The sequence below is a fragment of the Lysobacter changpingensis genome (genome assembly GCF_017308985.1).
Classification (GTDB): Bacteria; Pseudomonadota; Gammaproteobacteria; order Xanthomonadales; family Xanthomonadaceae; genus Lysobacter_J; species Lysobacter_J changpingensis.
Genome location: NZ_JADWPE010000002.1, coordinates 1,081,889 through 1,107,484, shown reverse-complemented (window position 1 = coordinate 1,107,484; position 25,596 = coordinate 1,081,889). Strand labels below are relative to the sequence as shown.

Annotated in this window: 17 protein-coding genes; 10 read left to right on the top strand and 7 right to left on the bottom strand. The window is 68.7% G+C overall.

The genetic code is table 11. The annotated features are described in order from the left end of the window. The first annotated feature begins 23 nt into the window (after positions 1 to 23). Both I4U41_RS06735 and I4U41_RS06730 read left to right on the top strand, forming a co-directional pair. The gene (locus tag I4U41_RS06735; RefSeq protein ID WP_206860310.1) at positions 24 to 3,995 is read left to right on the top strand and encodes a PAS domain S-box protein; all 3,972 of its coding nucleotides are present in this window, start codon (positions 24 to 26) and stop codon (positions 3,993 to 3,995) included. Continuing rightward, positions 3,992 to 4,354 (top strand): response regulator, encoded by a 363-nt coding sequence (locus I4U41_RS06730; RefSeq protein ID WP_206860309.1) that lies wholly within the window; start codon positions 3,992 to 3,994, stop codon positions 4,352 to 4,354. Before I4U41_RS06735 ends, I4U41_RS06730 begins: the two co-directional genes overlap by 4 nt. Here the strand turns inward: I4U41_RS06730 and I4U41_RS06725 are convergent. From I4U41_RS06725 to I4U41_RS06700, 6 genes are all read right to left on the bottom strand, one after another. Then, entirely contained in the window at positions 4,341 to 5,843 is a 1,503-nt protein-coding gene (locus I4U41_RS06725) for a CehA/McbA family metallohydrolase (RefSeq protein WP_206860308.1), read from the bottom strand. The two genes, I4U41_RS06730 and I4U41_RS06725, sit on opposite strands and share 14 nt — an antisense overlap. Further along, positions 5,833 to 6,933, bottom strand: a complete 1,101-nt coding sequence (locus I4U41_RS06720) for a Ca2+-dependent phosphoinositide-specific phospholipase C (RefSeq protein ID WP_206860307.1) — start codon at positions 6,931 to 6,933, stop codon at positions 5,833 to 5,835. Before I4U41_RS06720 ends, I4U41_RS06725 begins: the two co-directional genes overlap by 11 nt. After that, positions 6,933 to 9,506, bottom strand: a complete 2,574-nt coding sequence (locus tag I4U41_RS06715; protein WP_206860306.1) for a TonB-dependent receptor — start codon at positions 9,504 to 9,506, stop codon at positions 6,933 to 6,935. The genes I4U41_RS06720 and I4U41_RS06715 overlap by 1 nt, the downstream gene beginning before the upstream one ends. Before the next feature lie 356 nt (positions 9,507 to 9,862). Further along, positions 9,863 to 11,410: an alpha/beta hydrolase gene (locus I4U41_RS06710; RefSeq protein WP_206860305.1), complete on the bottom strand. Its 1,548-nt coding sequence runs from the start codon at positions 11,408 to 11,410 to the stop codon at positions 9,863 to 9,865. Between the two features lie 69 nt (positions 11,411 to 11,479). Beyond that, complete coding sequence (locus I4U41_RS06705) at positions 11,480 to 11,827, bottom strand: gamma-glutamylcyclotransferase family protein (protein ID WP_206860304.1); 348 nt, start codon at positions 11,825 to 11,827, stop codon at positions 11,480 to 11,482. Between the two features lie 114 nt (positions 11,828 to 11,941). Then, the gene (locus I4U41_RS06700) at positions 11,942 to 13,735 is read right to left on the bottom strand and encodes a YbhB/YbcL family Raf kinase inhibitor-like protein (RefSeq protein ID WP_206860303.1); all 1,794 of its coding nucleotides are present in this window, start codon (positions 13,733 to 13,735) and stop codon (positions 11,942 to 11,944) included. A gap of 299 nt (positions 13,736 to 14,034) precedes the next feature. Here I4U41_RS06700 and I4U41_RS06695 point away from each other — a divergent pair, with 299 nt between their 5' ends. From I4U41_RS06695 to I4U41_RS06680, 4 genes are all read left to right on the top strand, one after another. Next, entirely contained in the window at positions 14,035 to 14,283 is a 249-nt protein-coding gene (locus I4U41_RS06695; protein WP_206860302.1) for a hypothetical protein, read from the top strand. Between the two features lie 93 nt (positions 14,284 to 14,376). Then, a complete protein-coding gene (msrA, locus tag I4U41_RS06690) occupies positions 14,377 to 14,883 on the top strand; it encodes a peptide-methionine (S)-S-oxide reductase MsrA (protein ID WP_206860301.1) in 507 nt (168 codons plus the stop codon). Between the two features lie 601 nt (positions 14,884 to 15,484). Continuing rightward, positions 15,485 to 16,966, top strand: a complete 1,482-nt coding sequence (locus I4U41_RS06685) for a M20/M25/M40 family metallo-hydrolase (protein WP_242525009.1) — start codon at positions 15,485 to 15,487, stop codon at positions 16,964 to 16,966. Positions 16,967 to 17,241: 275 nt separating this feature from the next. After that, positions 17,242 to 19,296, top strand: a complete 2,055-nt coding sequence (locus I4U41_RS06680; protein WP_206860300.1) for a M13 family metallopeptidase — start codon at positions 17,242 to 17,244, stop codon at positions 19,294 to 19,296. Positions 19,297 to 19,355: 59 nt separating this feature from the next. On the opposite strand, the gene I4U41_RS06675 is transcribed toward I4U41_RS06680, so the two are convergent. Further along, positions 19,356 to 20,177, bottom strand: coding sequence for an adenine nucleotide alpha hydrolase family protein (locus tag I4U41_RS06675; RefSeq protein WP_206860299.1), 822 nt, complete (start codon positions 20,175 to 20,177; stop codon positions 19,356 to 19,358). A gap of 342 nt (positions 20,178 to 20,519) precedes the next feature. On the opposite strand from I4U41_RS06675, the gene I4U41_RS06670 reads away from it, so the two are divergent. From I4U41_RS06670 to I4U41_RS06655, 4 genes are all read left to right on the top strand, one after another. Further along, complete coding sequence (locus tag I4U41_RS06670; RefSeq protein ID WP_206860298.1) at positions 20,520 to 21,296, top strand: iron-containing redox enzyme family protein; 777 nt, start codon at positions 20,520 to 20,522, stop codon at positions 21,294 to 21,296. After that, the gene (locus I4U41_RS06665) at positions 21,293 to 21,727 is read left to right on the top strand and encodes a VOC family protein (protein WP_320415142.1); all 435 of its coding nucleotides are present in this window, start codon (positions 21,293 to 21,295) and stop codon (positions 21,725 to 21,727) included. Before I4U41_RS06670 ends, I4U41_RS06665 begins: the two co-directional genes overlap by 4 nt. A gap of 23 nt (positions 21,728 to 21,750) precedes the next feature. Continuing rightward, positions 21,751 to 23,121: an aspartate aminotransferase family protein gene (locus tag I4U41_RS06660; RefSeq protein ID WP_206860297.1), complete on the top strand. Its 1,371-nt coding sequence runs from the start codon at positions 21,751 to 21,753 to the stop codon at positions 23,119 to 23,121. Between the two features lie 574 nt (positions 23,122 to 23,695). After that, entirely contained in the window at positions 23,696 to 25,516 is a 1,821-nt protein-coding gene (locus I4U41_RS06655; protein WP_206860296.1) for a DUF885 domain-containing protein, read from the top strand. Positions 25,517 to 25,596: the final 80 nt, after the last annotated feature.

Here is a 25,596-nt window from a genome sequence, read left to right as displayed (position 1 = left end):
CTCGCCCGAGGTTCGCCGACACCATGACCCAGAAGCCACCAAGCCCCGGGAAGCAGAAGGATCCGGAGCCCGGTTCGGCCGGCGACGAGCGGGCGAACCCGCCTGCATCCACGGCGGCGCTGCCGCTGATCGTGGGCATCGGCGCCTCCGCCGGCGGGCTGGAGGCGTACAAGGCGTTCTTCGAGCACCTGGACGAAGCCGACGACATGGCCTTCGTCCTCGTCTCGCACCTCTCGCCCGACCACGCGAGCATGCTGCCGGAACTGGTCTCGCGCTACACCGCGCTGGTGGTGATGGAAGCCGCCGACGGCATGGAGGTCGAAGCCGGCCACGTCTACATCATCCCGCCCGATTCCACCCTCACCATCAGCGGCGGCGTGCTGCAGCTGAGCAAGCCCGCGCCGCCGCGGCAGTACCGCTTCCCCATCGACACCTTCTTCGCCTCGCTCGCGCAGGACCAGGGCGACAACGCGGTGTGCATCATCCTGTCCGGCGCCGGCAGCGACGGCGCGCGCGGGCTCAGCGCGATCAAGGAACGCGGCGGCCTCACGCTCGCGCAGGCGGCGGTGGACCACGTCGCCATCAGCGGCATGCCCGCCAGCGCCGTGGCGACCGGGCTGGTCGACAACATCGTGCCGGTGGAACAGATGCCGGCGCGATTGAAGGCCTATCGCGAACACCTCGCCATCGCGCGCACCAAGAAGGGCCCCGACGGCATCCGCCAGGACCTGAGCGCGCACCTGCAGGCGATCTGCGCGCTGCTGCGCGCCGAGGTCGGCCACGACTTCAGCCAGTACAAGGAAAAGACCCTGGTGCGCCGGATCCAGCGGCGCATGCAGGTGGTGCAGGTCGACAGCGTCCCGGCCTACATCGAGCACCTCAAGCAGACGCCGCGCGAACTGGACAGCCTGTTCCGCGAACTGCTGATCGGCGTGACCGAGTTCTTCCGCGATCCCGACGCCTTCGAAGCCTTGCAGGCGCTCGCCATTCCCGCGCTGCTCGACGGCAAGAGCGCCGCCGACACCTTGCGCGTGTGGATCCCGGCGTGCGCGACGGGCGAGGAGGCGTATTCGATCGCCATCGCGCTCGCCGAGGCCATCGCGCAGCGCCGCGGCGGGCCGAAGGTGCAGATCTTCGCCACCGACATCGACGACCTCGCGATCAACGCCGCGCGCGCCGGCCGCTTCCGCGCGCCGTTGCCGGGCGTCTCGGCGCAGCGCCTGGAGCGCTGGTTCATCCAGGACGGCGAGCATTACTGCGTGGTCAAGCCGATCCGCGAAATGGTGGTGTTCTCGCCGCACAGCGCGATCAAGGACCCGCCGTTCTCGCGGCTGGACCTGATCTCCTGCCGCAACCTGCTCATTTACATGAACTCGGATCTGCAGGAACACCTGATCCGCACGTTCCATTACGCGTTGCGGCCGGGTGGCGTGCTGATGCTCGGGCCGTCGGAAAGCCTGGGACGCAACACCTCGCTGTTCTCGGTGCTGGACAAGAAACATCGCCTGTACTCGCGACGCGCCGACGGCCGCGCGAGCCTGCCGATGACCGCGCCCAAGCGGCTGGCCGGCATGGAAGCGACCACGCGCGCGCCCGTCGCGCGCACCGGCGGAGTCGAGGACGCGATCGATCGCAACGCGCGGCGCGTGCTCGAGAAACATGCGCCGGCCTACGTCGTCATCGATGCGAACCACGACGTGCTGCGCTTCTCCGGCGACACCGGGCGCTATCTCGGGCCGTCGTCGGGCGCGGCGAGCCTCAACCTGTTCGCGCTGCTGCACAAGGGCCTGCGTGGCCCGGCGCGCACCGCGGTGCAGCAGGCGCTGATCCGCCATGCGACGGTCGTGCAGGAAGGCCAGCTCGGCGGCGTCGGCGGCGAGCGCATCCCCGTGCGCCTGATCGCCGAACCGATCCACGAACTGGACGACGGCAACGCCGAACGCCGCGCGCCGTCGTCGCTGTGCATCCTGGTCTTCAAGGAACTCGCACCGGTCCAGGCCGTCGCCGAATCGCCCGCGTCCAACGGCCGCCGCGTGCGCGGCGAGGCCGCGCGCATCCGCGACCTGGAGCTGGAACTGGCGACCACGCGCGAGCAGCTGCACACCGCGATCGACGAACTGGAAACGGCCAACGAGGAAATGAAGTCGGCCAACGAGGAGTACCAGTCCGTCAACGAGGAACTGCAGTCCTCCAACGAGGAGCTGGAAACCTCCAAGGAGGAGATGCAGTCGATCAACGAGGAGCTGCAGACCGTCAACGTCGAGCTCAACAGCAAGAACGAGACGCTCGCGCGGCTCAACAGCGACCTGCAGAACCTGCTGGAAAGCACGCAGATCGCCACGCTGTTCCTCGACTCGGCACTGCACGTGAGCGGCTTCACGCCCGCCATCAGCGACCTGTTCCATCTGCGCGAGGGCGACCACGGACGTCCGATCACCGAGATCACCGCGCGCATCCCGTATCCGCAGCTCAAGCAGGACGTGAAGCAGGTGCTGCGCACGCTGGCGATGGTCGAGCGCGTGCTGCAGGGCGGTGTGGACGATGCCGTGTACCTGCTGCGCATGCGCCCGTACCGCACCACCGACAACGTCATCGACGGCGTGGTGCTCACCTTCATCGACATCACCGAGCGCCAGCAGCACGAGTACGAACGCGCGCGGCTCGCGGCGATCGTCGAATCCTCGCAGGACGCGATCATCGGCCACAGCCTGGAAGGCACGATCACCAGCTGGAACGCCGGCGCCGAGGGCATGTTCGGCTATCCGCCGGCGCGCGCGATCGGCAAGTCGCTCACCGTGCTGCTGCCGCCGGATTCGAAGAAGGACCTGGACACGCTGCTGGAAGCGTCCTCGCGCCAGACCAAGGCCGAGGAACTGCTGATGACCTGGCTGCGCGAGGACGGCACGCCGGTGCCGGTGTCGCTGCGCTGCTCGCCGGTGCTCGATTCCAGCGGCGCGGTCGTGGGCGGTTCGACCATCGCGCGCGACATCACCGAACGCAAGCGCGCCGCGCGCATGCTCGACGAAAGCGAGCGCCGCCTCGCCGCGATCATCGAGCAGACCACGGTCGGCGTCGCGCAGACCGACCTGGAAGGGCGCCTGGAGATGGTCAATCCGCGCTACGGCGAGATCCTGGGCCGCAGCTCGGAGGAACTCATCGGCCATCGCCTGCTCGAATACGTGCATCCCGACGATGCCGAGGAATTCCAATCGCAGTTCCGCGGACTGGTGGCCGATGGCGAGCCGATCCAGATCGAACACCGCGGCCTGCGCTCCGATGGCGAGGTGGTGTGGATCAACAAGCACGTCTCGCTCATCCACGACGAAGGCGGCCGGCCCTCGCACGCGGTCGCGATGGCGCTGGACGTCACCCAGCGGCGCGTCGCCGCGCAGCAGCGCGAGATGCTGGTGGGCGAGCTGAACCATCGCGTCAAGAACACGCTGGCGACGGTGCACTCCATCGCGTTGCAGACGCTGCGGCACACCGCGGACATGGGCAAGTTCCGCGAGGCGTTCGTCTCGCGCCTGCGTTCGCTCTCCACCGCGCACGACCTGCTGGCGAAGGAAGGCTGGCGCGGTGTGAGCCTGGCGGAGCTGGCGCGCGCCGAACTCGCGCCGTACCAGGTCGCCGACGGCTCGCACGCGCAGTTGGTCGGCGACGACCTGCACCTGGACGCGAAGACCGGCCTCGCGCTGAGCCTGGCGCTGCACGAGCTGGCGACCAACGCCGGCAAGTACGGCGCGTTCACGCGCGAGCACGGCATGGTCCGGCTGGAATGGAACACCTTCGATCGCGACGGCCAGCGCTGGCTGCGCGTGGTCTGGACCGAATCCGGCGGCCCGCCGGTGATGGCGCCGGCCTCGCGCGGTTTCGGTTCGCGCCTGATCACCGAAGGCGTGGGTTACGAACTCGGCGGCGACGTGTCGCTGGAGTTTCCGGAGAGTGGCGTGGTGTGCACGATCACGGTGCCGCTCAAGGATGCGGGAAGCGGATGAGCGGAAAGACGCTGTTGCTGGCCGAGGACGAGATGTACGTCGCGATGACCCTGGACGACCTGCTCACCGAAGCAGGCTACCGGGTCTTCACCGCCGCCCGGCTGGACGACGCGATGGGCGTGGCCGATCGCGAGCGCATCGACTGCGCGATCCTCGACATCAACCTGCACGGCGAGCAGGTGTATCCGCTGTGCGAGCGCCTGGAAGCGCGCGGCGTGCCGTTCTTCTTCGCCTCCGCCTACGGCAGCGAGGGCATCGCCGAGCGCTACCGCGGCGTGCCGATGGTGAACAAGCCGTACACCTGCGACGAAGTGATGCGGGCGATTTCGCAGCGCATGGACGATTTCAGCGGACGGTGATGTAGACCGGGTTGCCGATCAGCCACAGCGTTCCGTCCGGCCCGCGCACGTCGGCGCGCAGCCAGTGCGCGCGGCCGTCGCCCTTCCAGTCGAAGGCCAGCGTGTGCGCGTCGCTCGCGATGGCGGCGTCGGCGAGCAGCGCGGTCGCATCGCGTCCATCCAGCCACAGCGTCACGCGCGCGCCGCGCACGTGGCCGGTGGCGATCCGGAAGCGCGCGGTCTCGCCTTCGCGCACGACGATCGCGCCGCCCATCGACGCGCTGCGCTGGCCGGCGCGCGCCTGCATCGAGAGCGCGCGATCGCGACTGCCCTGCACGTCGACGAACACCTCGCCGGCGCGCAGGCCGTCGAGGATCGCCGGCATCGACAGCGCACGCGCGCGCACGACGGTGGTGGGCTGGCCGATCGCGCCACCACCGTGCCCGGACAGCGATTGCCCCGCATCGTGGTTGTCGCTGCCGCCGATCGCGGTGAGGCGATGTCCGGCATCGAGCTGCGCGTGCCAGAACGGAATGCCCGAATACGGCGTGTCCGCATCCGCGCCGTTCACCACCTCCACCGCCTGCAGCAGCGCGGGATCGGCGGCGGGCGAGGGCGTCCAGCCGCACCCCATGCAGCGTTCGCCGGACGGGCGGATCGGATGGTTGATCGACACCACGCCGCCCAGGCGTTGCGCGTCGCGCAGCACGTCGTTCCAGTCGCGGCCTTCCGCGACGCGGAAATCCAGCGGCGCGACCGTGCCGAACAGGTTGGCGTGGCCGCTGAAGGTGGTGATCTCGCGGCCCGGCACCATCAGCAGGCGGTCGAAGTACGGTTGCAGTTCGCGGATCGCGTTCGCGTGCGAGGTCGTGTTGTGGTCGGTGATCGCGATGAAGTCCAGCCCGCGCGCGACCGCCGCCTGCGCGGTGAGGAACACCGGGCACGGCACCTTCGCGCCGTTCTGGCTGCGACAGCTGCCGTCGCTGTGCGCGTCGTGCAGGTGCAGGTCGCCGCGATACCAGCCGTCTCCATCACGCAGCGGCGGCGCGAACGATTGCGGCTCCCGGTACGGCATGTCGGCGCGGCCGAACCACACGCGCGCGCTGTAATGCGTCACCGATTCCGGGCGGATGTTCGGGATCCCCAGCAGCAGCGACCAGCGGCCCGGCTCGATCTTCCCGGGCAGGTAGGACGGGGTGGCGTCGGTGGACGAAACGGTGAAGCTGCGCTTGTTGCCGCCGCTCCAGCCGCGGAAGCCGTGCGGATCGGCGAAGCCGCCCGGCGCGAGCAGGCCGAGGTCGATCGTCGTCTTCTGCTCGCGTCCGTCGTGGTCGAATTCCACGGTGATGCGTTCGGTGCCGGCGGGCACGTCGAACGGCACGGTGCGATAGCGCTGGTGGTCGCGCCGGTCGAGGGTTCCCTCCAGCACGAGGTCCGGCGCGGTCTCGCTCGCAACGGCCGGCGCGATCGCGGCGAGCAGCAGGGCGAGCAGGATGGCTTCAATTCTCATCGTTCGTCTCCAGGGCCGCGCACTGCGCGTGTCCGGGGCGGCACCGGACGAAGCCGCCTTCGGGGAACTCGACGCGATACCGCGGCCAGCGCGGATCGGCGTGGGGGTAATCGGTCGATACGAACTGCGCGCCGCTTTCGAACGCGGCGTCGCGTCGCCGTGTGTCGCTCGCGCGCGCTTCGCGCGTGTCCGCGTCGGCGCGCGTGCGCACCAGACGGCCGGCGTCCAGCGCCTCGCGGATCGCGTCGCGCTGTTCGACGGGGTCGTTCAGCACGAGGAACGCGCTGTCGTCGCCGGCGACGAACAGCGCCGGCGCCGCCGCCCGCGAGCGGTAGACGGCGCTCTTCGCCGGCGATTCGTCGAGCACGAGGAAAACCTTGCCGCGCATCGCGCCCAACGTCGGCCAGGTGCCTCCACGCAGCTGCGCGGGTTCGAAGCGTTGCGACGCGGGCAACGCGGCGCGCACTTCCGCATCCAGTGCGTCGAACGCGGCGGCATCGAACGGCAGCACGGCGACCGAACCCGGTCCGCCGGCGCCGTCCTTCGCGTTGATCGAGATCATGACCGGCGCGTGCCACGGGTGCGCGCGCGACCACTCGCCGACCTCGCGCAGGCACTGCGTGAAGCCCACGCAGTGGCTGCGGAAATCGATGTCGTGCAGGTGCATGACCTTGAACCCCGGTGCACGCATGCGGGCCAGGTCGTCCGCCCGCCATGGCGGCGTCGCGAACCCCCGGCGATGCGCGCCGGGCGGTGCGACGTACCGGCCGCCGTCGGGGTCGTGGTAGACGTCCAGTTCGAGCGCGCGCAGGCCCGCGTCGAGCTGTTCGCGCAACGGCGGATGCGCGTAGTCGAGCCCGTCCGCACCGTGCGCGTCGACGGCGCGATGCGCGGCGAGTTCATCGGCCGGAATCGCGCGCTTGTAGCTGTTGTGCGTGCCGATGGCCTGCACCGCCTGCATCGGCAGCGCGTCCACCGCCGCGCGCGTGCACGGCGCGATGCCGGAAGGGCGTTCCAGATCGCACGCGGAGGCGGTCCATGGCAGGACCGCCCCCAGCGTCGCGATCGCCAGCGCGAAAGCGTTTCGCATCAGAACCTGTACATCACGGCGAGGCGATACGAACGGCCCAGCACCGGGCGCGCGATGAAGGTGTTCGCGCCGGCATCGGCGTTGGCGAGTTCGCCCGCGCGTGGGTTGCCTTCGGTCAGGCCCAGCGAGTTGTCGATGTTGTCGACGTAGCCGAACAGCGACCACTGCGGCGTCAGGTCGTAACGCGCGCTCGCGCTCCACACGTCGTACGACGGCAGGCGCACGCTGTTGGCGGTGTCGACGAAGCGCTCGCCCTGGTACTCGTACGCGAGTTGCAGGCGCAGGCGCTGGTCGAGCAGGTTCACGCCCGGCACCACGCGCAGGCTCTGCTTCGGCACGCGGATCAGCTGGTTGCCGACGTAGTCGCGGATCACCGGCGATCCGTTGACCGATTCGGTGTAGCGCAGGTCGTCGTACTCCGGTTCCTGCAGGGTCGCGGTGACCTGCATGTCGAACCAGTCGACCGGATACCACGCCGCCTCCAGCTCGATGCCATGGGTCTTTGTCGCCGCATAGCCCTGCTCGACGCGCTGCACGGTGCCGCTGAGATCGAACACCGAGTTGCTGAAGCCGACGTTGTCGTACTTCGTGTAGAACGCGGTGGCGTACAGGTCCAGGTTCTGGTGGGTGAACTTGTAGCCGGCCTCGGCCAGGTCCATGGTCTGCGTGATGGGTTTGTTCGAGTTGGCGTTGACGCAGGCCTCGATCGCGCTCACCGTGCAGTTCGACCAGCGCGTGATGTAGCTGCCCAGGTTCGGCAGGCGGAACGCCGACGTCCAGCGCGCGAACACGCCCTGGTACGGCGAGAACTGGTAGTTCGCGCCGAACGTCCAGCCGGTCTTGCTGAAGCTTTCGTCGTAGGAGACGTACTGGCCCGAGCCGGTGAGCATGTTCGAATCCGGGAACGTGCCCAGGTCGGCGGTGGTGCGCACTTCCATCCAGCCTTCGACGTTCACTTCCTCGTGGCGCACGCCCGCGTCCAGGCGCAACGCGTCGGTCACCTGCCACTCGTCGGAGAGGTAGAACGCGTGCGTGGTCGAGCGTCCGCTCGCGTTCTCCCACTCGTAGCCGTTGCGGAAGATGCCGCCTTCGGTGATCGTGCGGATCGGATTTCCCTGCGCGTCGAGCGCGACCAGGTCGAGCAGGCGTGCGTTGTCGCGCACGTCGAGCAGCACGTTCGACGAATAGCGGTCGAAATCCTGGTCGAACTTCGCGTAGTAATAGCCGAAGGTGACGTCGTGGCTCTGCGTGCCCGACTCGAAGCGGCGCATCACGCGCGTGTCGTTGGTCAGCTCGTTCACCGGCGCGGTGATGCCGCGCAGGCCGCCGACGACCAGCAGGCCGTTGCCGTTCTGGTTGGCGACGTCGAAGGTCTGCGTGGGATCGTTCGCGTACACCAGGCGAAGGTCCGTCGCGCCCGGCACCGAAGCCAGCGCGCGGCGCGCGTCGGCGCTGTCGAGCCACTGCGCCGCACCCTGCAGCTGCAGCGGATACACGCCGTTGCGCGTGGTGTCGGTCGTGCTGTAGCGCAGCGATTCGGCGAGCCGGAAGCCCGCGCCGAGGTCGTAGTTGAACTTGAACGTGTACTGGTCGCGCTCGATGCCGGTGCCGATCGCGTTGTCGAAGTCGTAGTACGAGCCATCGCCCATGCGCAGGCCCAGGCGCTCGGTCTCCGGGCCGGCCATGGTGCCGTGGTTGCCGTCGAAACCGGGCACGGCGCGGATCTCGCCATCGGCGTAGGTGCGCATCGGGATGCCCAGGTACAGCATCACGTTGTCGTCGACACGCTTGAAGTCGAACATCATGTCGCCGCGTTCGAACGCGCGGCTCAGGTTCACGCGGAACTGGCCGCCCTTGTTCGCGTGGAAGCCGGGATCGCGGATGCCGTCGTCCTGGCGGTAGAAGCCGCCGACGCCGAGCTTCCAGTCGCCCGCGCCCAGCGGCGTGCCGTAGAAGAAGTCGAGCCGGCCCAGGCCGTAATCGCCCCAGGTGTACTTCACGATGCCTTCGGCCTCGTCGCCGACCACGCGCGGCACGAAGTTGATCGCGCCCGCCGGCGCGTTGGAGTAGAACACCGACGACGGACCGCCGCGCACGACCTCCACGCGTTCGATGGTTTCGTCCAGGCGGAACACCTGGTCGGCGTTGAGGTAGCCCAGCGCGGGATCGTGCTGCACCGGCATGCCGTCCTCGAGCAGGTTCACCGAACCGAAGCCGTCCACCGGGATGCCGCGCGCGCGGATGTTGCCCGAGGCCTCGCCGCCGGAGGCTTCAACCCAGAAGCCCGGCACGGATTTCATCGCTTCGGTCACCGAGGTCGGCGCCTGCATGCGCAGGCGTTCCTCGTCGATGCGCGTGACCGAATAGCTGGTTTCGGCCTTGCTGCGCTCCTGGATGCCGGAGCGGCCGGTAACGATCACCGCGTCGAGTTCGGTGGCTTCGCGGCTGCCGTCGGGCGTCGCGGCGGTCTGCGCATGCGCGGTCGCAAAGGCCGGCGAAAACAGCGCCGTGGCGACGGCGAGCGTGAGGGCGTGGCGGAACGCGCGGCGGCGCGCGTGTGGCTTGCGGGTCATTGCGGACGTTTCCCTGGTGACCGATGCGGCGCATCGGGATGCATGAAAAGTCCGCGATGTTCGGAACGAATTCTTAAACCGGCATGACGCGCGGGTGACGCATGGCGTGCGTGCGACGCGCGTCGCGCTTGCCGACACGATCGGCAAGGTGTGCGTCAACGGCGAAGGCGCTGTCGCTTTTGTAGCCCAGGTAAGCGAAGCGCACCCGGGGAGCCCCTCGCACGACCCGCGAAGGTGTGCGTCAACGGCGAAGGCGCTGTCGCTTTTGTAGCCCGGGTAAGCGAAGCGCACCCGGGGAGCCCCTCGCACGACCCGCGTGCGCCTCGCTTATCCGTGCTGCAAGGGCAAGCGCGCGACTAGCGCGCAGCGAGCGTCGCCGCGATCCGCCCCAGCATGTACGCGTGGAACGGATTGCTTCCCAGCCGCCCCAGCGCATCCTGCGAGACCAGCAGCGCGTTGCGCTCGCCGCGCACCGCCACGGCGCCCAGGTGCAGGCCCTCGTGGGCCTTCGGATGCAGCCCGTACAGGGGATCGTCGTCGGCGAACGGCAGCGCGACGTGCGACAGCGAATACACCTCGGCCGGGTACGCGATGCCGATGGGATGCGCGGTGATCGCGGCGGCATGGGCCGCGCGCGAACGCGCCAGCACCGCCGGATCGTCCGGCGAGGCCGCGCCCAGCACGGTCAGCGCATAGTCGCGCGGCTGGCGCAGCACGTCGCGCGTCCAGCCAGTCGCGTTCGGCCGCAGCATCGGCGACATCACCCGGCTGCGGTTCACGTCGAACAGCACCAGCTCGCTGCCGTTGTCGGGCAGCGCGTCGAACAGCCGCGTCATCACCGCGCGCGCGGAAACCGTGTCGTCCACGACGGACTGGAACGCGAGGACCGGCGGCATGTGCTGCATGCGATTGCCGCGTGATACGGATTCCAGCGCCTTCTGCAGGTCGGCGGTGACGAGGTAGGACTCGCGCGCCGCGCGCACCGGGAAGGAGTTGTACTTGAACGGGTTGTATTCCGGCAGCAGGTCGAGCCACGCGGATTTCGCGTACCGGCTGAAGAACGCCGGCACGCCGGCGAGCCCGGCGTAGCGTGCGAAGCGGTTGACCTCGATCATCGGCGAGAGCAGCACGATGCGCTCCACGTCGCTGCGATGCCCGCGACCGATCCAGCGCAGCTCGTGCAGCAGCGCGAGCGCGGCGCCGTTGGAGTAACCGACGAGATGGATCGGGCGTTCCTCGCCGGCGCGCTCCTGCGCTTCGCGGATCGTCATGGCGACGACCGCGTTCCATTCCTCGCGGCCCGTGCGCGTGAGCGCGGCGGGCACGGTGCCGTGGCCGGGCAGGCGCGGCACCAGCACGACGAAGCCGCGCGCGCGACACAGCTCGGCGAGGCTGCGCATGCTGTACGGCGAATCGGTGAGGCCGTGCAGCATCACCGCGACGCCGCGCGGCTCGCCGTCGGGTTCGAGCACGAAGGAACGGTTCCAGTCGCGCTCGAAACGCAGCGGCGAGGTCAGGCTCGCGTCGTGATAGCGGTTGAGCGGCGTGCGATCGGCGGCGACGAGCTTCGCCTGCAGCTTGCGATGCACGTCGTCGAAGATAGCGGCTTCGGCTTCCGTGTACGCGCGCCAGTCCATCCTGGCGATGGCCTCGGCGGTGGGTTCCTCCGGCACGATCGTCTGCCACGGCCGCAGCGGCGGGCCCTGCGTGGACAGGTACGCGCGGATGCCGATCAGCGCGACGACCAGCACGACGATACCGAGCAGCAACCTGCGCGCGAGCGATCCGACGCCGCCGAGCGAGCGCCGGATCAGTTGCGTCAGGCCGTGCGCGTGGGCGGGATCGTCGTCGTGATCGTCGCCGATGCCCGGCGGCACGCGGCTTTCGTCTTCGGGCATCGCCATGGCGGCCTCCCGCGTCGCGGATGCGCCGCATGGTGCCTGCCGGGGCGATGCGGGATCAAGTCGCCGGCATCAGGCCGCGCCCGGCGTCGCTGCGAGGCAGTAGACGTGCGCCTGGACGAGGGTGCCGTCGGCCAGGCGCGCGGCGGTGATCACGCGCGCGTAGCCGTCGCCTTCGAATTCGTCCAGGCGCGGCCAGTGCGCGGGCAGTTCGTCGGAGGTGAACACCAGGCCCGCCACGTCGTCGCCGTTCGGATCGAGCACCAGCCCCGGATAACCCAACGCCGCGCCCCAGCCCTGCGCGTGCAGCGTCCCCGTCACCGTGGCCGGCCGCCATTGCCCGGGAATGCCGGCGAGCACGTGCGCGTTGGCGCGGCCGGGGGCGAGGGAGCCGTAGACGAAGAGGTGGACGGTGGGCATGGGAGGAACGATAAACGACTGAAGAGGAACGAGGAACGAGGAACGGGGACCGAGTGCAAGCGCACGCACTCCTCTCGTTTCCCGTTCCTGGCTACTCGTTCCTTCGACAGCGCGTCACTTCAAAGGCGCGTCCGTCTGCCCGTACGTCCCCACGCGCTCACCCTTCGCAATGACGTGGCCCTTCGCGGCGGCGAGCAACTGGTCGCGGTCGGCGCCCGGCGGCAGGTCGAGCATCGTGTCCAGCGCGAGGATCTGGAAGTGGTAGTGATGCGGCGGGTCGCCCACCGGCGGACGCGGGCCGTAGTAACCGACCGAGCCGCGGCTCGTCCTGCCCTGCATCGTTCCGTCCGGTTCGGTGAGGCGCATCTGCTCCTGCAGGCCTTCCGGCAGCGACGTCACGTCGGCCGGGATGTTCCAGGCTACCCAGTGCACGAACGGCGTGATCGGCTTCGCGTCGGGGTCTTCCATGACGATCGCGTACGACTTCGCGCCCGGCACCGCGGTCCACGACAGCGCGGGCGACAGGCCGTCCTTGTACTCGCTGTGTTTCGCGGGGATCGGCCCGTTCGCGGGGAACGACGGCGATTCGACCGCGAGTTCGCCCTTGGCCGCGGTCTCCCTGCGCTGCATCGCGATCGGCACGCCGATGCCCTTCGCCGCCTGCGCCTGCATCGCCCTGGCCGGTGGCGAGATCGGTTTCATCGCGCCCTTTCCGTCGCGACTGGCGAGGCGATAGATCACGCCGTTGACGTCGTCGCCGACCAGCAGCGCGCCGTCCTTCGCGACGGCCATGCCGACCGGACGGCCGAAATGCTGCTGCCCGCCACCGACGAGGAAGCCGGTCAGGATCGGCTCCATCCGCTGCGGCTGGCCCTTGTCGTCGAAGTCCACGCGCACGACTTCATAACCGGACGCGGGATTGCGGTTCCACGAGCCGCGCATCGCGATGAAGGCATCGTTCGCGTAATCGGCCGGCACCGCGCCGCCGCCGGGATGGAACGCCATCTGCATCGGCGCCGAATGCGCGATGTAGCCCATCGCCATCGGCGTGCTGGTCTTCGCCCACTGTTCGCGCGTGAGTCCGCCCGGTGGCGGCGCGCTCTGCGCGTTCAGCTCGCCCTTGCCGTACACGTGCGGCCAGCCGTACTGCTTTCCCATCTCGAGCTTGTTGAGTTCCTCCTGCTGCTGGTCGTCGCCGAGCAGGTCGATGCCGTGGTCGGCGCCCCACATCTCGCCGGTCGTCGGATGCCAGCCGAAACCGATCGTGTTGCGCAGGCCGCTGGCGAAGATCGTGCGCGACTTGCCGTCGGGCGTCATGCGCAGGATCGTCGCGTGTTCGGGATGGGTTTCGTTGCACGCGTTGCAGGTCGAACCGACGCTGACGTACAGCATGCCGTCGGGACCGAAGGCGAGCGTGCGGTTGGGATGCTGGCCGCCGTCGGGCAGGTCGCCGACCAGCATCGACGCCTCGCCGAGCGTGCCGTCGGGATTCACCGGGGCGACGAAGATCTCCTTCACCGTCGCCATGTACATGCGGCCGTCGTGGAGCGCGAGACCGTGCACGCCCGGGCGCGTGGCCACGACGGCGGGTTCGCCGTCGGCCACGCCGTCGCTGTTCGCATCGCGCAGCATCAGCACGTCGCCCTGATCGCGGCGGCTCACGTATACCGTGCCGTCGGGCGCGACGACGAGGATGCGCGCGTTCTTCAGTCCGGTCGCGAACGGCTTCGCTTCCAGGCCGTCGGCGGCCTTCAGGCTCGCGATGCGCTCGGGCGTGGCGTCGATCTTCGCCGGACGCAGGATCTTCGCTTCGTTCTGCCGGGTCTCGGTCTTTTCGTCCTGCGCGGACGCGGGCGCGGCGAGCGTGCCCAGCAGTGCGAGGCAGGCCAGTCGTCTCGTCCTGTTCATCGATCGCTCCATGGAAGGTCGTCGGGAAAATCTAGAAGCGCCCGCGTCGCGGCGCCGTCCACGCAACGGAGCGATCACGTGGTCGTCACTGTTTGCGAAGCCGGGATCCGGAACTCGGACGGAGATTGTTCCCGAAGGGAACGATGTCGCTCGACGTGCCACGTCGTCGAACCGGTCTCAAACGCTGGTCGCATTCGCGAGTCCCGGGTCCCGGCTTCACGATTCCATGCACACCCCTGCGGTTCCATCGAACCCGCCGATGCACGGAAGACATCCATCGACATGACGAGGAGGACACGATGAGCCGCATGCATGTGCTGTTGATCCTGCTGGGCGTCGCGATGACGATGCCGGGCTGCGATCGCCGCGAAAGCGACGGCAACTCGACCACGCCGCCGACGTCGGGCGATGCGTCCGAGCCGGTGCAGTCCGAGCAGCCCGGCGCACCGGCGCCGGAAGCGCAAAGCAACGATTCGACCGCGCCGGGCGCGTCGAATCCGCCGCCGGAGACCACGCCGCCCGAGCAGGACGATCCGTCCCGCTACTGAGCCGCCGCGCGCTTGAGGGTCGCTCGTCGCGCCCCCATCGTGGAGGGGCCGGATGCGATGCGTCCGGCGCGTCCATCGATCCGGAGGAACCACATGAGCACCCGTACCGAAACCGCCCTGCTCGCCGGCGGCTGCTTCTGGGGCATGCAGGAGCTGATCCGCGCGATGCCCGGCGTGCTCTCCACGCGCGTGGGCTACAGCGGCGGCGACGTGCCCAACGCCACCTATCGCAACCACGGCACCCATGCCGAGGCGATCGAGATCGTGTTCGATCCGGACAAGCTCAGTTACCGGCAGATCCTGGAGTTCTTCTTCCAGATCCACGATCCGACCACGAAGAACCGCCAGGGCAACGACATCGGCACCAGTTACCGCTCGGCGATCTTCTACACGGACGACGAACAGAAGCGCGTGGCCGAAGACACCATCGCCGACGTCGATGCATCCGGCCTGTGGCCGGGGAAGGTGGTGACCGAAGTGTCGCCGGCCGGCCCGTTCTGGGAAGCCGAGCCGGAGCACCAGGATTACCTGCAGCACTACCCGACCGGCTACACCTGCCACTTCGTGCGACCGGACTGGAAGCTGCCGCGCCGGGCGTGATCGCGCTTGCTTGAGCCTGCGGCCGATGCCTGCTTTCAGCTTCTGTAGCCCGGGTAAGGCCGAAGGCCGCACGCGGGTTTTGCGTATCCGTTCGCCGATCCCCGTTCCCCGGGTGCGCTTCGCTTGCCCGGGCTACAAAGGCGCGCGCGCACAGGCGGCGGCCATCGTCCAGCTTCTGTAGCCCGGGTAAGGCCGAAGGCCGCACCCGGGTTTTGCGTATCCGTTCGCCGATGCCCGTTCCCCCGGGTGCGCTTCGCTTACCCGGGCTACAAAGGCGCGCGCGCGAAGGCGATGGCCATCATCCAGCTTCTGTAGCCCGGGTAAGGCCGAAGGCCGCACCCGGGTTTTGCGTATCCGCTAGCGGATCGCCGCTCCCCCGGGTGCGCTTCGCTTACCCGGGCTACAAAGGCACGCGGCCAAAGGCGGCGGCCATCGTCCAGCAACGTGGCAGCCTTGGCACATCGCGCGCCGATCCCCCGCTAGACTCGCGACACGACCACGGCTGGGGAGACGGTGTATGGCTGCATCGGTTTTCGGGCGTCGCGCGCGGCTTCGTGCGATCGGGTTGACCGCCTTCGCGCTGTCGGCGATGGCATCGGGAATGGCACTCGCCCAGTCGCACGACCGCGCCTCGATCCAGGCGCAGGTCGCCCAGCGGCACGACACGGCGGTGAAGGCGCTGCAGGAATGGATCGCGCTGCCGTCGATCGCGGCCGAAGACCTCAACGCGAAGCAGGGCGCCGAGCACATGGCGAAGCTCGCGCGCGAGGCCGGCTTCCAGCACGTGGAGGTCGTGGACACCGGCGGCAAGCCCGGCGTGTTCGCCACGCTCGATGCGGGCGCCGCGACCACGGTCGGCGTGTACTTCATGTACGACGTGAAGCAGTTCGATCCGGCCGAATGGTCCTCGCCGCCGCTGGAGGCGCGCATCGTCGACAAGCCGGGCCTGGGCAAGGCGATGGTCGGGCGCGGCGCGACCAACCAGAAGGGCCCGGAAATGGCCTTCCTCACCGCGCTGCACGCGATCCGCGATGCGCGGCAGAACATGCCGGTGAACCTCGTGCTGGTGGCCGAGGGCGAGGAGGAAATCGGTTCGCCCAACATCGGCAAGGTGGTGCTGCGTCCGGACGTGCAGACAGCGCTGAAGAAGAGCATCGGCGTGTTCATGCCGATGGGACTGCAGGACCCCGAAGGCGCGGTGACGGTGAACCTCGGCGCGAAGGGCGTGGTGGAGCTGGAACTCGTCGCCGACGGAAAGACCTGGGGACGCGGGCCGTCGAAGGACGTGCATTCCTCGCTCAAGGCGATGGTCGACAGCCCCGCGTGGCGGCTGGTGAAGGCGCTCGACACGCTGGTGTCGGAGGATGGAAACACCATCACGGTCGAAGGCTTTCCGAAACCCGCGCCGCTGACCGCGGAAGAGCGCGCGCAGATCGCGAAATCCGTCGGCGCGCGCGACGAAGCCATCGCGCGCCGGACGCTCGGTGTGCCGCGCTGGATCGACGACCTGTCGTGGGAGAAGGCGAACGAACGCCTGGTGTCGCAGCCGACGATCAACATCGAAGGCCTCGTCGGCGGCTACACGGGGCCGGGCGGCAAGACCGTCCTGCCGCATCGCGCGGTGGCGAAGATCGACATGCGCCTGGTGCCGCCGATGACGCGCGACGGCGCGGTCGAGGCGTTGAAGGCGCATCTGCGCAAGCGCGGCTACGGCGACATCGCGGTGAACGTGAGCGGCGGCTACGACCCGACTACGACCGATGCGGCGTCGAAGCTGATCCAGGCGCAGGTCGCGGTGCTGCGTCGCAGTGGCGTGGAGCCGTTGCTGTGGCCGCGCCTGGCGGGCTCGTACCCGGGCTTCGTGTTCACCCAGCCGCCGCTGTCGCTGCCGGCGGGGCATTTCGGCCTCGGTCACGGCGGCGGTGCGCACGCGCCCGACGAATTCTTCCTCATCGAATCGACGAATCCGAAGGTGCAGGGCTTCGATGGGGCGGTGATGTCGTACGTCGACTACCTGTACGAGCTGGGCGCTGCGGGGTCGGGCACGGCTGCGAAACAAGCGGGCGAAGCAGCCGGCGGTTGAGCCCCTCTCCCACTAGGCGATGGCCGGACCGGCGTTTGTAGCCCGGGCAAGGCCATCGGCCGCACCCGGGCACCGCGACGTCACGCGATCCCCGGGCGCGCTTCGCGTACCCGGGCTACGACACAGGGTGGGAAGAGCGCAGTGGCGGCCCGCTTTGCCGCAATGGGCGCCCGCGACGCAGATCCCGATCGCGCCCTGGAAACCCCACCAAAGTCACGCGACAGCCCCATGCGGCGCGGCTAGCCTCGACGGTTCCATCCTTGCCGGAACCACCCATGAAGTTCTCGTCCCTGAGCCTCGCCCTCGCGCTCGGCCTGGCCTCCACCGCCTCGATTGCCGCCGACGCGCCGGCCGGCAAGCCCGAGCTCGGCGAATTCGGCGTCGACCTGAGCGCCCGCGACACCTCGGTCAAGCCGGGCGACGACTTCAACCGCTACGTCAGCGGCACCTGGCTGAAGACCTACCAGCTCAAGGACTACGAGACTTCCTTCGGTTCGTTCAACGCGCTGCGCGACCGCTCCGAGGAGCAGGTGCACGGGCTGATCGAAGCGCTGCGCACGAAGGGCGACCTCGCGCCGGGCAGCAATGACCGCAAGGTCCGCGACTTCTACGCCAGCTACATGGACCGCGACGCGCGCGACGCGAAGGGCATCGCGCCGCTGCAACCGGTGCTGAAGCGCATCGACGCGATCAGGTCGAAGAACGACCTCGTCAACGCCTTCGCCAACGCCGACCTCGACGCCAGCGCCTCGCCCGTGCGCCTGGGCGTGGACCTGGATCGCAAGAACCCCGACGCGTACCTGGTGAGCCTCAACGTCGGCGGCCTCGGCCTGCCGGACAAGGATTACTACACCAATCCGGACGCCCGCTTCGTCAAGATCCGCGAGGCCTACGTCGCGCACATCGCGCGCATGCTCGCCTTCACCGGCGCGAAGGACGTGCAGGCGCGCGCGCGGAAGGTGCTTGAACTCGAGACCGCGCTCGCCAGGCCGCAGTGGGAGCGCGCCAAGCGTCGCGATCGCGACAAGACCTACAACGTCTCCACCTTCAGCGAGCTGCAGAAGCAGTTCCCGTCCTACGACTTCGCCGCGCATCTGAAAGCGCAGGAAATGCCGCAGCCCGACCGCGTCAACGTTGTCACGCCCGACGCCGTGCAGCCAGTGCTCGACGTCGTCAACGCGACGCCGTTGCCGGTGTGGCGCGACTACCTCGCCTTCCACGCGGTCGATGGCAACGCCGAACTGCTCAGCCGCGAGATCGACAACGCGTCGTTCGAGTTCAACGGCAAGGTGCTCGCCGGCCAGAAGGCGCAGAAGGACGACTGGAAGCGCGCCGTCGCGATCGTCGGCGCGAAGGACGGCGGCCTCGGCGACGCCGTGGGCGAGCTGTACGTCGCGCGCTATTTCAAGCCCGAATCCAAGGCCGCCATGGATTCGCTGGTGGAAAACCTGCGCGCCGCGCTGCGCCAGAACATCCAGCAGCTGGACTGGATGGGCGAGGCGACCAAGGCCGAGGCCTACCGCAAGCTGTCCACGTTCCGTCCGAAGATCGGTTATCCGACGAAGTGGACCGACTACTCCAGCGTCACCATCGTGCCGGACGACCTGGTCGCCAACGCGATCGAGATGCGCCGCTTCGAGCGTCGCGACGAGAACCGCCGCGTCGGCCAGAAGACCGATCGCGACGAATGGCGCATGACGCCGCAGACGGTGAACGCGTACTACAACTCGACCTTCAACGAGATCGTGTTCCCGGCCGCGATCCTGCAGCCTCCGTTCTTCGACGTGAATGCGGATGCGGCGGTGAACTACGGCGGCATCGGCGCGGTGATCGGCCATGAAATGGGCCACGGCTTCGACGACCAGGGCAGCAAGTCCGATGCCGACGGCATCCAGCGCAACTGGTGGACCGACGCCGACCGCGCGCGCTTCGAGGAGCGCACGAAGGCGCTCGGCGCGCAGTACGACAGCTACTGCCCGCTGGAAGGCCAGTGCGTGAACGGCGCGCTGACGATGGGCGAGAACATCGGCGACCTCGGCGGCATCTCGATGGCCTACACCGCCTACCAGCTGAGCCTGCATGGCAAGCCTGCGCCGGTGATCGGGGGTCTCAACGGCGACCAGCGCTTCTTCCTCGCCTTCGGCCAGATCTGGAAGGGCAAGTACCGCGACGAATCGCTGCTCAACCTGATCAAGACCAACCCGCATTCGCCCGGCATGTACCGCGCGAACGGTCCGGTGCGCAATTTCGATCCGTGGTACCGCGCGTTCGACGTGAAGCCGGGCGATGCGCTGTACCTGCCGCCGGAAAAGCGCGTTCGTATCTGGTAAGCGCGCTGTGCAACCCGGGTTCGCAGAACCCGGGTTCCGCGCAAAAGCTACAAAGGCGATCAGCCGTTCCGCGCCCGCGACTCCGGCGACGATCTCCGCCCCTGCCGCGATGCACGCATCTGCCGCAGCGACGTCTTCAACGGCAGCGCGACGCTGCGATAGAAAAACGACAGCATCCGCCGCGACTGCGGCACGCGACGCGCCAGGCCTTCCTCGATCGTGTACACGCACGGCGGACAGAAGCCGCACGGCTTGCCGTGCACGGGCTTGTGGCAGAACCAGGTCATTTCCATCAGTTCGCCCCAGCCGGCCGCGAGCGCGTCGCGCTCGATGTCGCGCTTGTCCACCTGGAACAGCGGGAAGGTGAAGCGCCCGAACAGCAGGCGCTCGGCCGCGCCCGCGCGCGCAGGGTCCACGCGCACGCTGTGGAATCCGGCGGGGTGGTCGAACTCCATCGTGCAGTCGCGCAGCACCGCCTGCACCTTGTCGTCCACGTGCACGCCCAGCTCCATGCCGTCGAGCGCTTCGCGGCGGCAGAACGCGGGCAGCCACGCGTACTGGCTGCCGATGAAAATGCGTCCGCGGATCTCGCGCAAGGCGCTGGCGATGTCCTCGTCCACTTCGATGTCGGCCACCGCCGCGCGACGCAGCGGATGAAGCAGTTCGCGCGTGTGCGGAAAGCGTTCGTACAGCCGCTCGGCGATGCGCGCCATCGTGGCGATCTCGGTGGCCGTCGACGGGCGCGTGGGGTCTTCCAGGTAGTACGGCGTGACGGGCACGCGATGGCGCAACAGCAATTGCAGCAGGCGGAACGTGGAATCCCATCCGCCGGTCCACAGCAGCTTCACGCTGTCGTGGTCCTGGACGCGCGTGTTCGACATCGGGCGCGGCTCCTCTTCGCTTGACCTTTCCGTGGTGGAGCGGTCCCCATCAGCAGGCGTGGTCGTCGAGTCCGAGCCTCGCACGCACCCGGCGAATGAAGATGAACCCACGCTGTTCGCTTGCCGAACATGAATGCGCGCGCATCCGTGAAGGCGTCTTCGCAAACCTGAGCGAGTGCGCCGAAACGGGCGAAACAGGCCGAAAAAACGAGAACTGCGGGTCAACGGCGAGTGAACCTTGCCATGATTTCCGCGGGGTATGCTCCAGCCGGAATTCGTGTTCGCACGCCAACTCGCGCAATGCATGCGTCGCATGCGATGCGCACCAACCGGACCCGATGCATGTCCCTGGAAAACAGCCTGAGCCCACTCGCCACGCCGTCCTTTCCCGTCGCGATGCCTCACGGTGAATGGGACAGACAGGGCTTCTGGAACTTCGCCGACGCCGCCAAGGAAGCCACCGAGGCGCTCGCCGCGCAGAAGATGAAAGCACTGGAGGACATGCCGGTCGAATCGCTGCGCGAGTTCTGCACGCAGTACCGGTTCTTCACCATCGAGTACATCAGCGATCTCGCGTTGCTGCTCGCGAAACTTCCCTTCGGCGGGCTGCGCAGCCTGCTCAGCCAGATCCTCTCGGAAGAACTCGGCGAAGGCGATGCGTCGCGCGCGCATCCGGAAATCTACGACCGCTTCCTCGCCAGCATCGGCGTGCCGCGCGAGCGTCTTGATCGCGGACTTCCGGAAAACCGCCGCATCCTCGGCGAGCTTACGCAGGAGCTGTGGGAACGCGAGCCCGCGTTCGGCGTGGGCCTGCGCGGCATGGGCGGCGAATGCCTGTGCCAGACGTACCTGTCGGTGATGTTCGAACACCTGCGCGAACATCCGTTCATGCGCGAGAACGCCGATCGCATCGACTGGGAGTTCTGGACGATCCATGCCGGCGAGGAGGACATCGTGCACGGCGAACTCACGCGCGCGGCGATCGACCGCTACATCCAGGACGAACCTTCCGCGCTGCCGGAGCTCGCACAGGGCTACGAGCGCAGCATCACCGCGTGGAACCGCTTCTGGCAGAACATCTTCGACGCGTGCGCCACGCAGCGGGGCGCCGTCTCGTGAGCGAATCCCCGGCCAGGAAGATCACCCAGTTCCACCTCGCGTTTCCCGTGCGCGATCTCGACGAAGCCCGCCGCTTCTACGGCGAGGTGATCGGCTGCCCGAAAGGACGCAGCGACGTGTCGTACCAGGACTTCGATTTCTTCGGCCACCATCTGGTCGCGCACATCGCGCCCGACGGCGCGCCGCTGCAGACCGGCCGTTTCGACGGCGAAGCGGTGCCGGTGCCGCACTTCGGGATGAACCTGGACCGCACGTCGTGGGAGACGCTCGCGCGGCGCGTGAAGGACGCCGGCGTCGACTTCGCCGAGGAACCGCACCTGCGCCTGAAGGGCAAGCCCGGCCAGCACGTGACGATGTTCTTCTTCGATCCGTCGGGCAATGCGCTGGAATTCAAGTCGTTCGACGATCCCGAACAGACCTTCATTCCCTGAAGTCCGTCGCGGAAGCAAACGCCATGCGTGAAGTGTCTCCCCAGGGCGCCGGCGCGACGGCGCCGTCGATCGCGCGCCGCGACGACCGCGCGCATGTGCTGCATTCGTGGTCGGCGATCGACACGCTGAACCCCACCGTCGTCGCCGGCGCATCCGGTTCGCACTTCTGGGACGAGGACGGACGACGCTGGATCGACCTGTCCAGCCAGCTCGTCAACGTCAACGTCGGCCATCAGCATCCGAAACTGGTCGCCGCGATCCAGGCGCAGGCACAGACGCTGTGCACCGTGGCGCCATACCATGCGAACGCGGCGACGAGCGAGGCGGCGCGGTTGATCGCCGAAGTCGCACCGGGCGACCTGAACCGCGTGTTCTTCACCAACGGCGGCGCGGAGGCGGTCGAGAACGCGATGCGCATGGCGCGCCTGCACACCGGCCGCCACAAGGTGCTGACGATGTATCGCAGCTACCACGGCGCGACGGCGGGCGCGATCACCGCCTCGGGCGATCCGCGACGCTGGCCGGCGGAACCGGGCATGCCGGGCATCGCGCGCTTCTGGGGGCCGTATCCGTACCGTTCGGCATTCCACGCCCGCGATGCGCGGGAGGAATGCGATCGCGCGCTGGCGCACCTGGCGGACACGATCGCGGTCGAAGGGCCTCACACCATCGCGGCGATCCTGATGGAGAGTGTGGTCGGAGGCAACGGCATCCTCGTGCCGCCGGATGGCTACCTGCAGGGCGTGCGCGCGCTGTGCGACGCGCACGGCATCGTGATGATCGCCGACGAGGTGATGGCCGGTTTCGGTCGTTGCGGGCAGTGGTTCGCGATCGACCGATGGAACGTGGTGCCCGATCTCATCACGTTCGCGAAGGGCGTGAACTCCGGTTACGTGCCGCTGGGCGGCGTGATCCTTTCCGATGCGATCGCCGCGAGCTTCGCCACGCGCGCGTATCCGGGCGGCCTCACCTACGCGGGCCATCCGCTCGCCTGCGCGGCGGCGGTGGCGTGCATCGGCATCTATCGCGAGGAAAGCCTGGTCGAACGTGCGCGTGCGCTGGGCGAGACGGTCATCGGGCCGGCGCTGGACGCGATGATGGCGCGGCACGAAAGCATCGGCGACGTGCGCGGGCTCGGCGCGTTCTGGGCGATCGAACTGGTGCGCGACCGCACCACGCGCGAGCCGCTGGTGCCGTTCAACGCGAGCGGCGAGGCGAATGCGCCGATGATGCAGTTCGCGGCGGAATGCCGGCGTTTGGGCGTGTGGCCGCTGGTGATGGGCAATCGCCTGCATGTGGTGCCGCCGCTGAATATCGAGGAAGCGACGTTGCGGGAGGGGCTGGCGATCGTGGACGCGGCGTTGGGGGTGGCGGATCGGTTCTATTCGGGGTGAGTCGGGGCGCTTGCATGCGTGCGGGTGAGGTGTCGTCGTGCATCGGGCGGAGCGCGTGGACTCGTCATCGCGGCGAAGGCGGCTCACTTCTCCGTCATTCCAGCGAAAGCGGGAAGCCATCATGATGTCCGCTTCTGCCGCTGGACGCGCCGCGCAAGAGCAGAATGGTTCCGGCTTTCGCTGGAATGACGGTGAGGTGGGTTGACGGTGTGGGAGTGCCCGGAGTGCGGTCTGGATCCCGGCCTTCGCCGGGATGAGGGCAAAGGGCGACTCACGTGAGCGGCTCTTCCAATCTCCAGTCTCACGCCCCATGGCCGACGCGCCCGGCGAGGACCAGGCGAACTTCATGCCGGGCGACGTCCGATCGGGGTACGTGGGCCTGGCGTGGGCCATGCGGTGACGGATGCGGCGTGAGGAGCGGGCGAGGCAGCCGATCTGCTCCCCGCTTCTCACTTCTCGCGCCCCGCTTCGCACGTCCCACCACTCGCGCCACAGCAGGTACTCGACGCGGCGGCGATTGGCAACGAGGATGTCGCCCTTGCCGGGCATGCCGCCCGGCGCAAACGGAGTGCGCATGACCCGTCTTTCCCTCGCGCTGGTGCTGTCGGCGACGCTCGCGGCGGCTTCGCCGGTCGCCGCTTTCGAACAGGCCGAAACCGTCGGCTCGATGATGGACCGCCAGACGATGGAGGAGGTCCGGCGCAACCCGGAGCTGCGCACGCTGCTTGGTCTGTCGGGCGACGGCATCGACCTGTCGGGCCAGCTCACCGACGTCGGCCTGCCGCGCCGCGCCGAGCTGCGCGCGCGCATGCAGGGCAACCTCGATGAGCTCAAGCACTTCGATCCGAAGCGCCTCACCGGCCAGGAGCGCTGGAATTACGGGCTGTTGAGCTGGTTCTACCAGACCCAGATCGACCTGATGAAACCCGACTGGACGCCCGCATGGCTGCCGGCGGGCGCCTCGACGTACGCCGTCGACCAGCTCTTCAGCATCCCGGTGTCGCTGCCGGGGTTCCTCGAAAACCAGCATCCCGTGCGCGACGAGGCCGGCGCGGTGTCGTACGTCTCGCGCCTGCACGCGGTGGAAACGAAGATCGACCAGGTGCGCGCGAACTTCGACATGCAGGCGAAGCAGGGCGTGCTGCCGCCGCAGACCGCGATGGAAGGCGCGGCGTCGCAGATCCGCGCGCTGATCTCGGTCGATCCGGCGAAGAGCCCGCTGGTGACGTCGTTCGAACCCAGGCTCGCCGCGCTGAAGGTGCCCGAGCCGCGCCGCGCCGAGCTGCTCAGGCAGGCCGTGCAGGCCGTTCGCGACGATGCCAACCCGGCCTACGCACGCCTGCTCGCGCGCCTGGACGAGGAGATCGCGAAGAAGCCGGGCGATCGCGGCGTGTGGGCGCTGCCGGACGGCGCCGCGTTCTACGACGCCGCGCTGCGCTGGAACACCAGCACCGACATGGATGCCGACCGGATCCACGCGCTGGGACTGTCGGAAGTCGCCCGCATCGAGGGCGAGATGGACACGCGCCTGCGCGCGCAGGACCGCGACGAGGGCACCGTCGGCGAGCGCATGTCGGCGCTGCTGACCGACTCGCGCTTCCAGTATGAGGACACCGGGGCCGGCCACGCGGAGCTGATCGCCGACATCCGTCGCAACCTCGCGAAGCTCGATCCGCACGTGCCGGAGTACTTCGGCCGCACGCCGCCGCAGCCGCTGGACGTGCGCCCGGTGCCGAAGGAGGCCGAGGCGAACGCGCCCGGCGCGTACTACATCCAGCCTGCGATGGACGGCTCGCGTCCGGGCATCTTCTTCGTCAACTTCGGCAACCTGGAGGCGAACACCCGCTGGAGCCTGCCGACGCTGACCTACCACGAAGGCTCGCCCGGCCATCATTTCCAGATCGCCATCGCGCAGACGCTGACCGACCTGCCGATGCTGCGCCGCAGCCTCAATCCCAGCGCGTTCACCGAAGGCTGGGCGCTGTACGCCGAGCAGCTGGCGGCGGAGATGGGGCTGTACCGCGACGATCCGTGGGGCGACCTGGGCCGCCTGCGCGCGGAGCTGTTCCGCTCCGTGCGGCTGGTCGTGGACACCGGCCTGCACCGCAAGCGCTGGACGCCGGAGCAGGCGATCGACTACATGCGCGCGCACACCGGCATGCCGGAGTCCGAGGTGCGCAGCGAGGTGTACCGCTACCTCGTGCAGCCCGGTCAGGCGTGTTCGTACAAGATCGGCCACCTGAAGTTCGTCGAACTGCGCGAACGCGCGCGCGACCAGCTGGGCGACCGCTTCGACATCCGCGCCTTCCACGACCTCGTGCTCGGCAACGGCGCGGTGCCGCTGGCGGTGCTGGAGGCGTCGGTGGACGACTGGATCCGCACGCAGCGCAAGTAATGCCGACGCGCCCTCTCCCGCATGCGGAGAGGGGCAGGGCGGGACGCGCGCGCGCGAAGCCCGAATTCCCCTAGACTCCC

Excerpts from the sequence above, each read along its gene's own strand:
- I4U41_RS06670 (WP_206860298.1), top strand. The coding sequence starts at position 20,520 with ATGTCCCTGGAAAACAGCCTGAGCCCACTCGCCACGCCGTCCTTTCCC.
- I4U41_RS06705 (WP_206860304.1), bottom strand. The coding sequence starts at position 11,827 with ATGCCCACCGTCCACCTCTTCGTCTACGGCTCCCTCGCCCCCGGCCGC.
- I4U41_RS06725 (WP_206860308.1), bottom strand. The coding sequence starts at position 5,843 with ATGAGAATTGAAGCCATCCTGCTCGCCCTGCTGCTCGCCGCGATCGCG.
- I4U41_RS06685 (WP_242525009.1), top strand. The coding sequence starts at position 15,485 with ATGGCACTCGCCCAGTCGCACGACCGCGCCTCGATCCAGGCGCAGGTC.
- I4U41_RS06695 (WP_206860302.1), top strand. The coding sequence starts at position 14,035 with ATGAGCCGCATGCATGTGCTGTTGATCCTGCTGGGCGTCGCGATGACG.
- I4U41_RS06730 (WP_206860309.1), top strand. The coding sequence starts at position 3,992 with ATGAGCGGAAAGACGCTGTTGCTGGCCGAGGACGAGATGTACGTCGCG.
- msrA (WP_206860301.1), top strand. The coding sequence starts at position 14,377 with ATGAGCACCCGTACCGAAACCGCCCTGCTCGCCGGCGGCTGCTTCTGG.
- I4U41_RS06720 (WP_206860307.1), bottom strand. The coding sequence starts at position 6,933 with ATGCGAAACGCTTTCGCGCTGGCGATCGCGACGCTGGGGGCGGTCCTG.
- I4U41_RS06655 (WP_206860296.1), top strand. The coding sequence starts at position 23,696 with ATGACCCGTCTTTCCCTCGCGCTGGTGCTGTCGGCGACGCTCGCGGCG.
- I4U41_RS06710 (WP_206860305.1), bottom strand. The coding sequence starts at position 11,410 with ATGGCGATGCCCGAAGACGAAAGCCGCGTGCCGCCGGGCATCGGCGAC.
- I4U41_RS06675 (WP_206860299.1), bottom strand. The coding sequence starts at position 20,177 with ATGTCGAACACGCGCGTCCAGGACCACGACAGCGTGAAGCTGCTGTGG.
- I4U41_RS06680 (WP_206860300.1), top strand. The coding sequence starts at position 17,242 with ATGAAGTTCTCGTCCCTGAGCCTCGCCCTCGCGCTCGGCCTGGCCTCC.
- I4U41_RS06735 (WP_206860310.1), top strand. The coding sequence starts at position 24 with ATGACCCAGAAGCCACCAAGCCCCGGGAAGCAGAAGGATCCGGAGCCC.
- I4U41_RS06660 (WP_206860297.1), top strand. The coding sequence starts at position 21,751 with ATGCGTGAAGTGTCTCCCCAGGGCGCCGGCGCGACGGCGCCGTCGATC.
- I4U41_RS06715 (WP_206860306.1), bottom strand. The coding sequence starts at position 9,506 with ATGACCCGCAAGCCACACGCGCGCCGCCGCGCGTTCCGCCACGCCCTC.
- I4U41_RS06700 (WP_206860303.1), bottom strand. The coding sequence starts at position 13,735 with ATGAACAGGACGAGACGACTGGCCTGCCTCGCACTGCTGGGCACGCTC.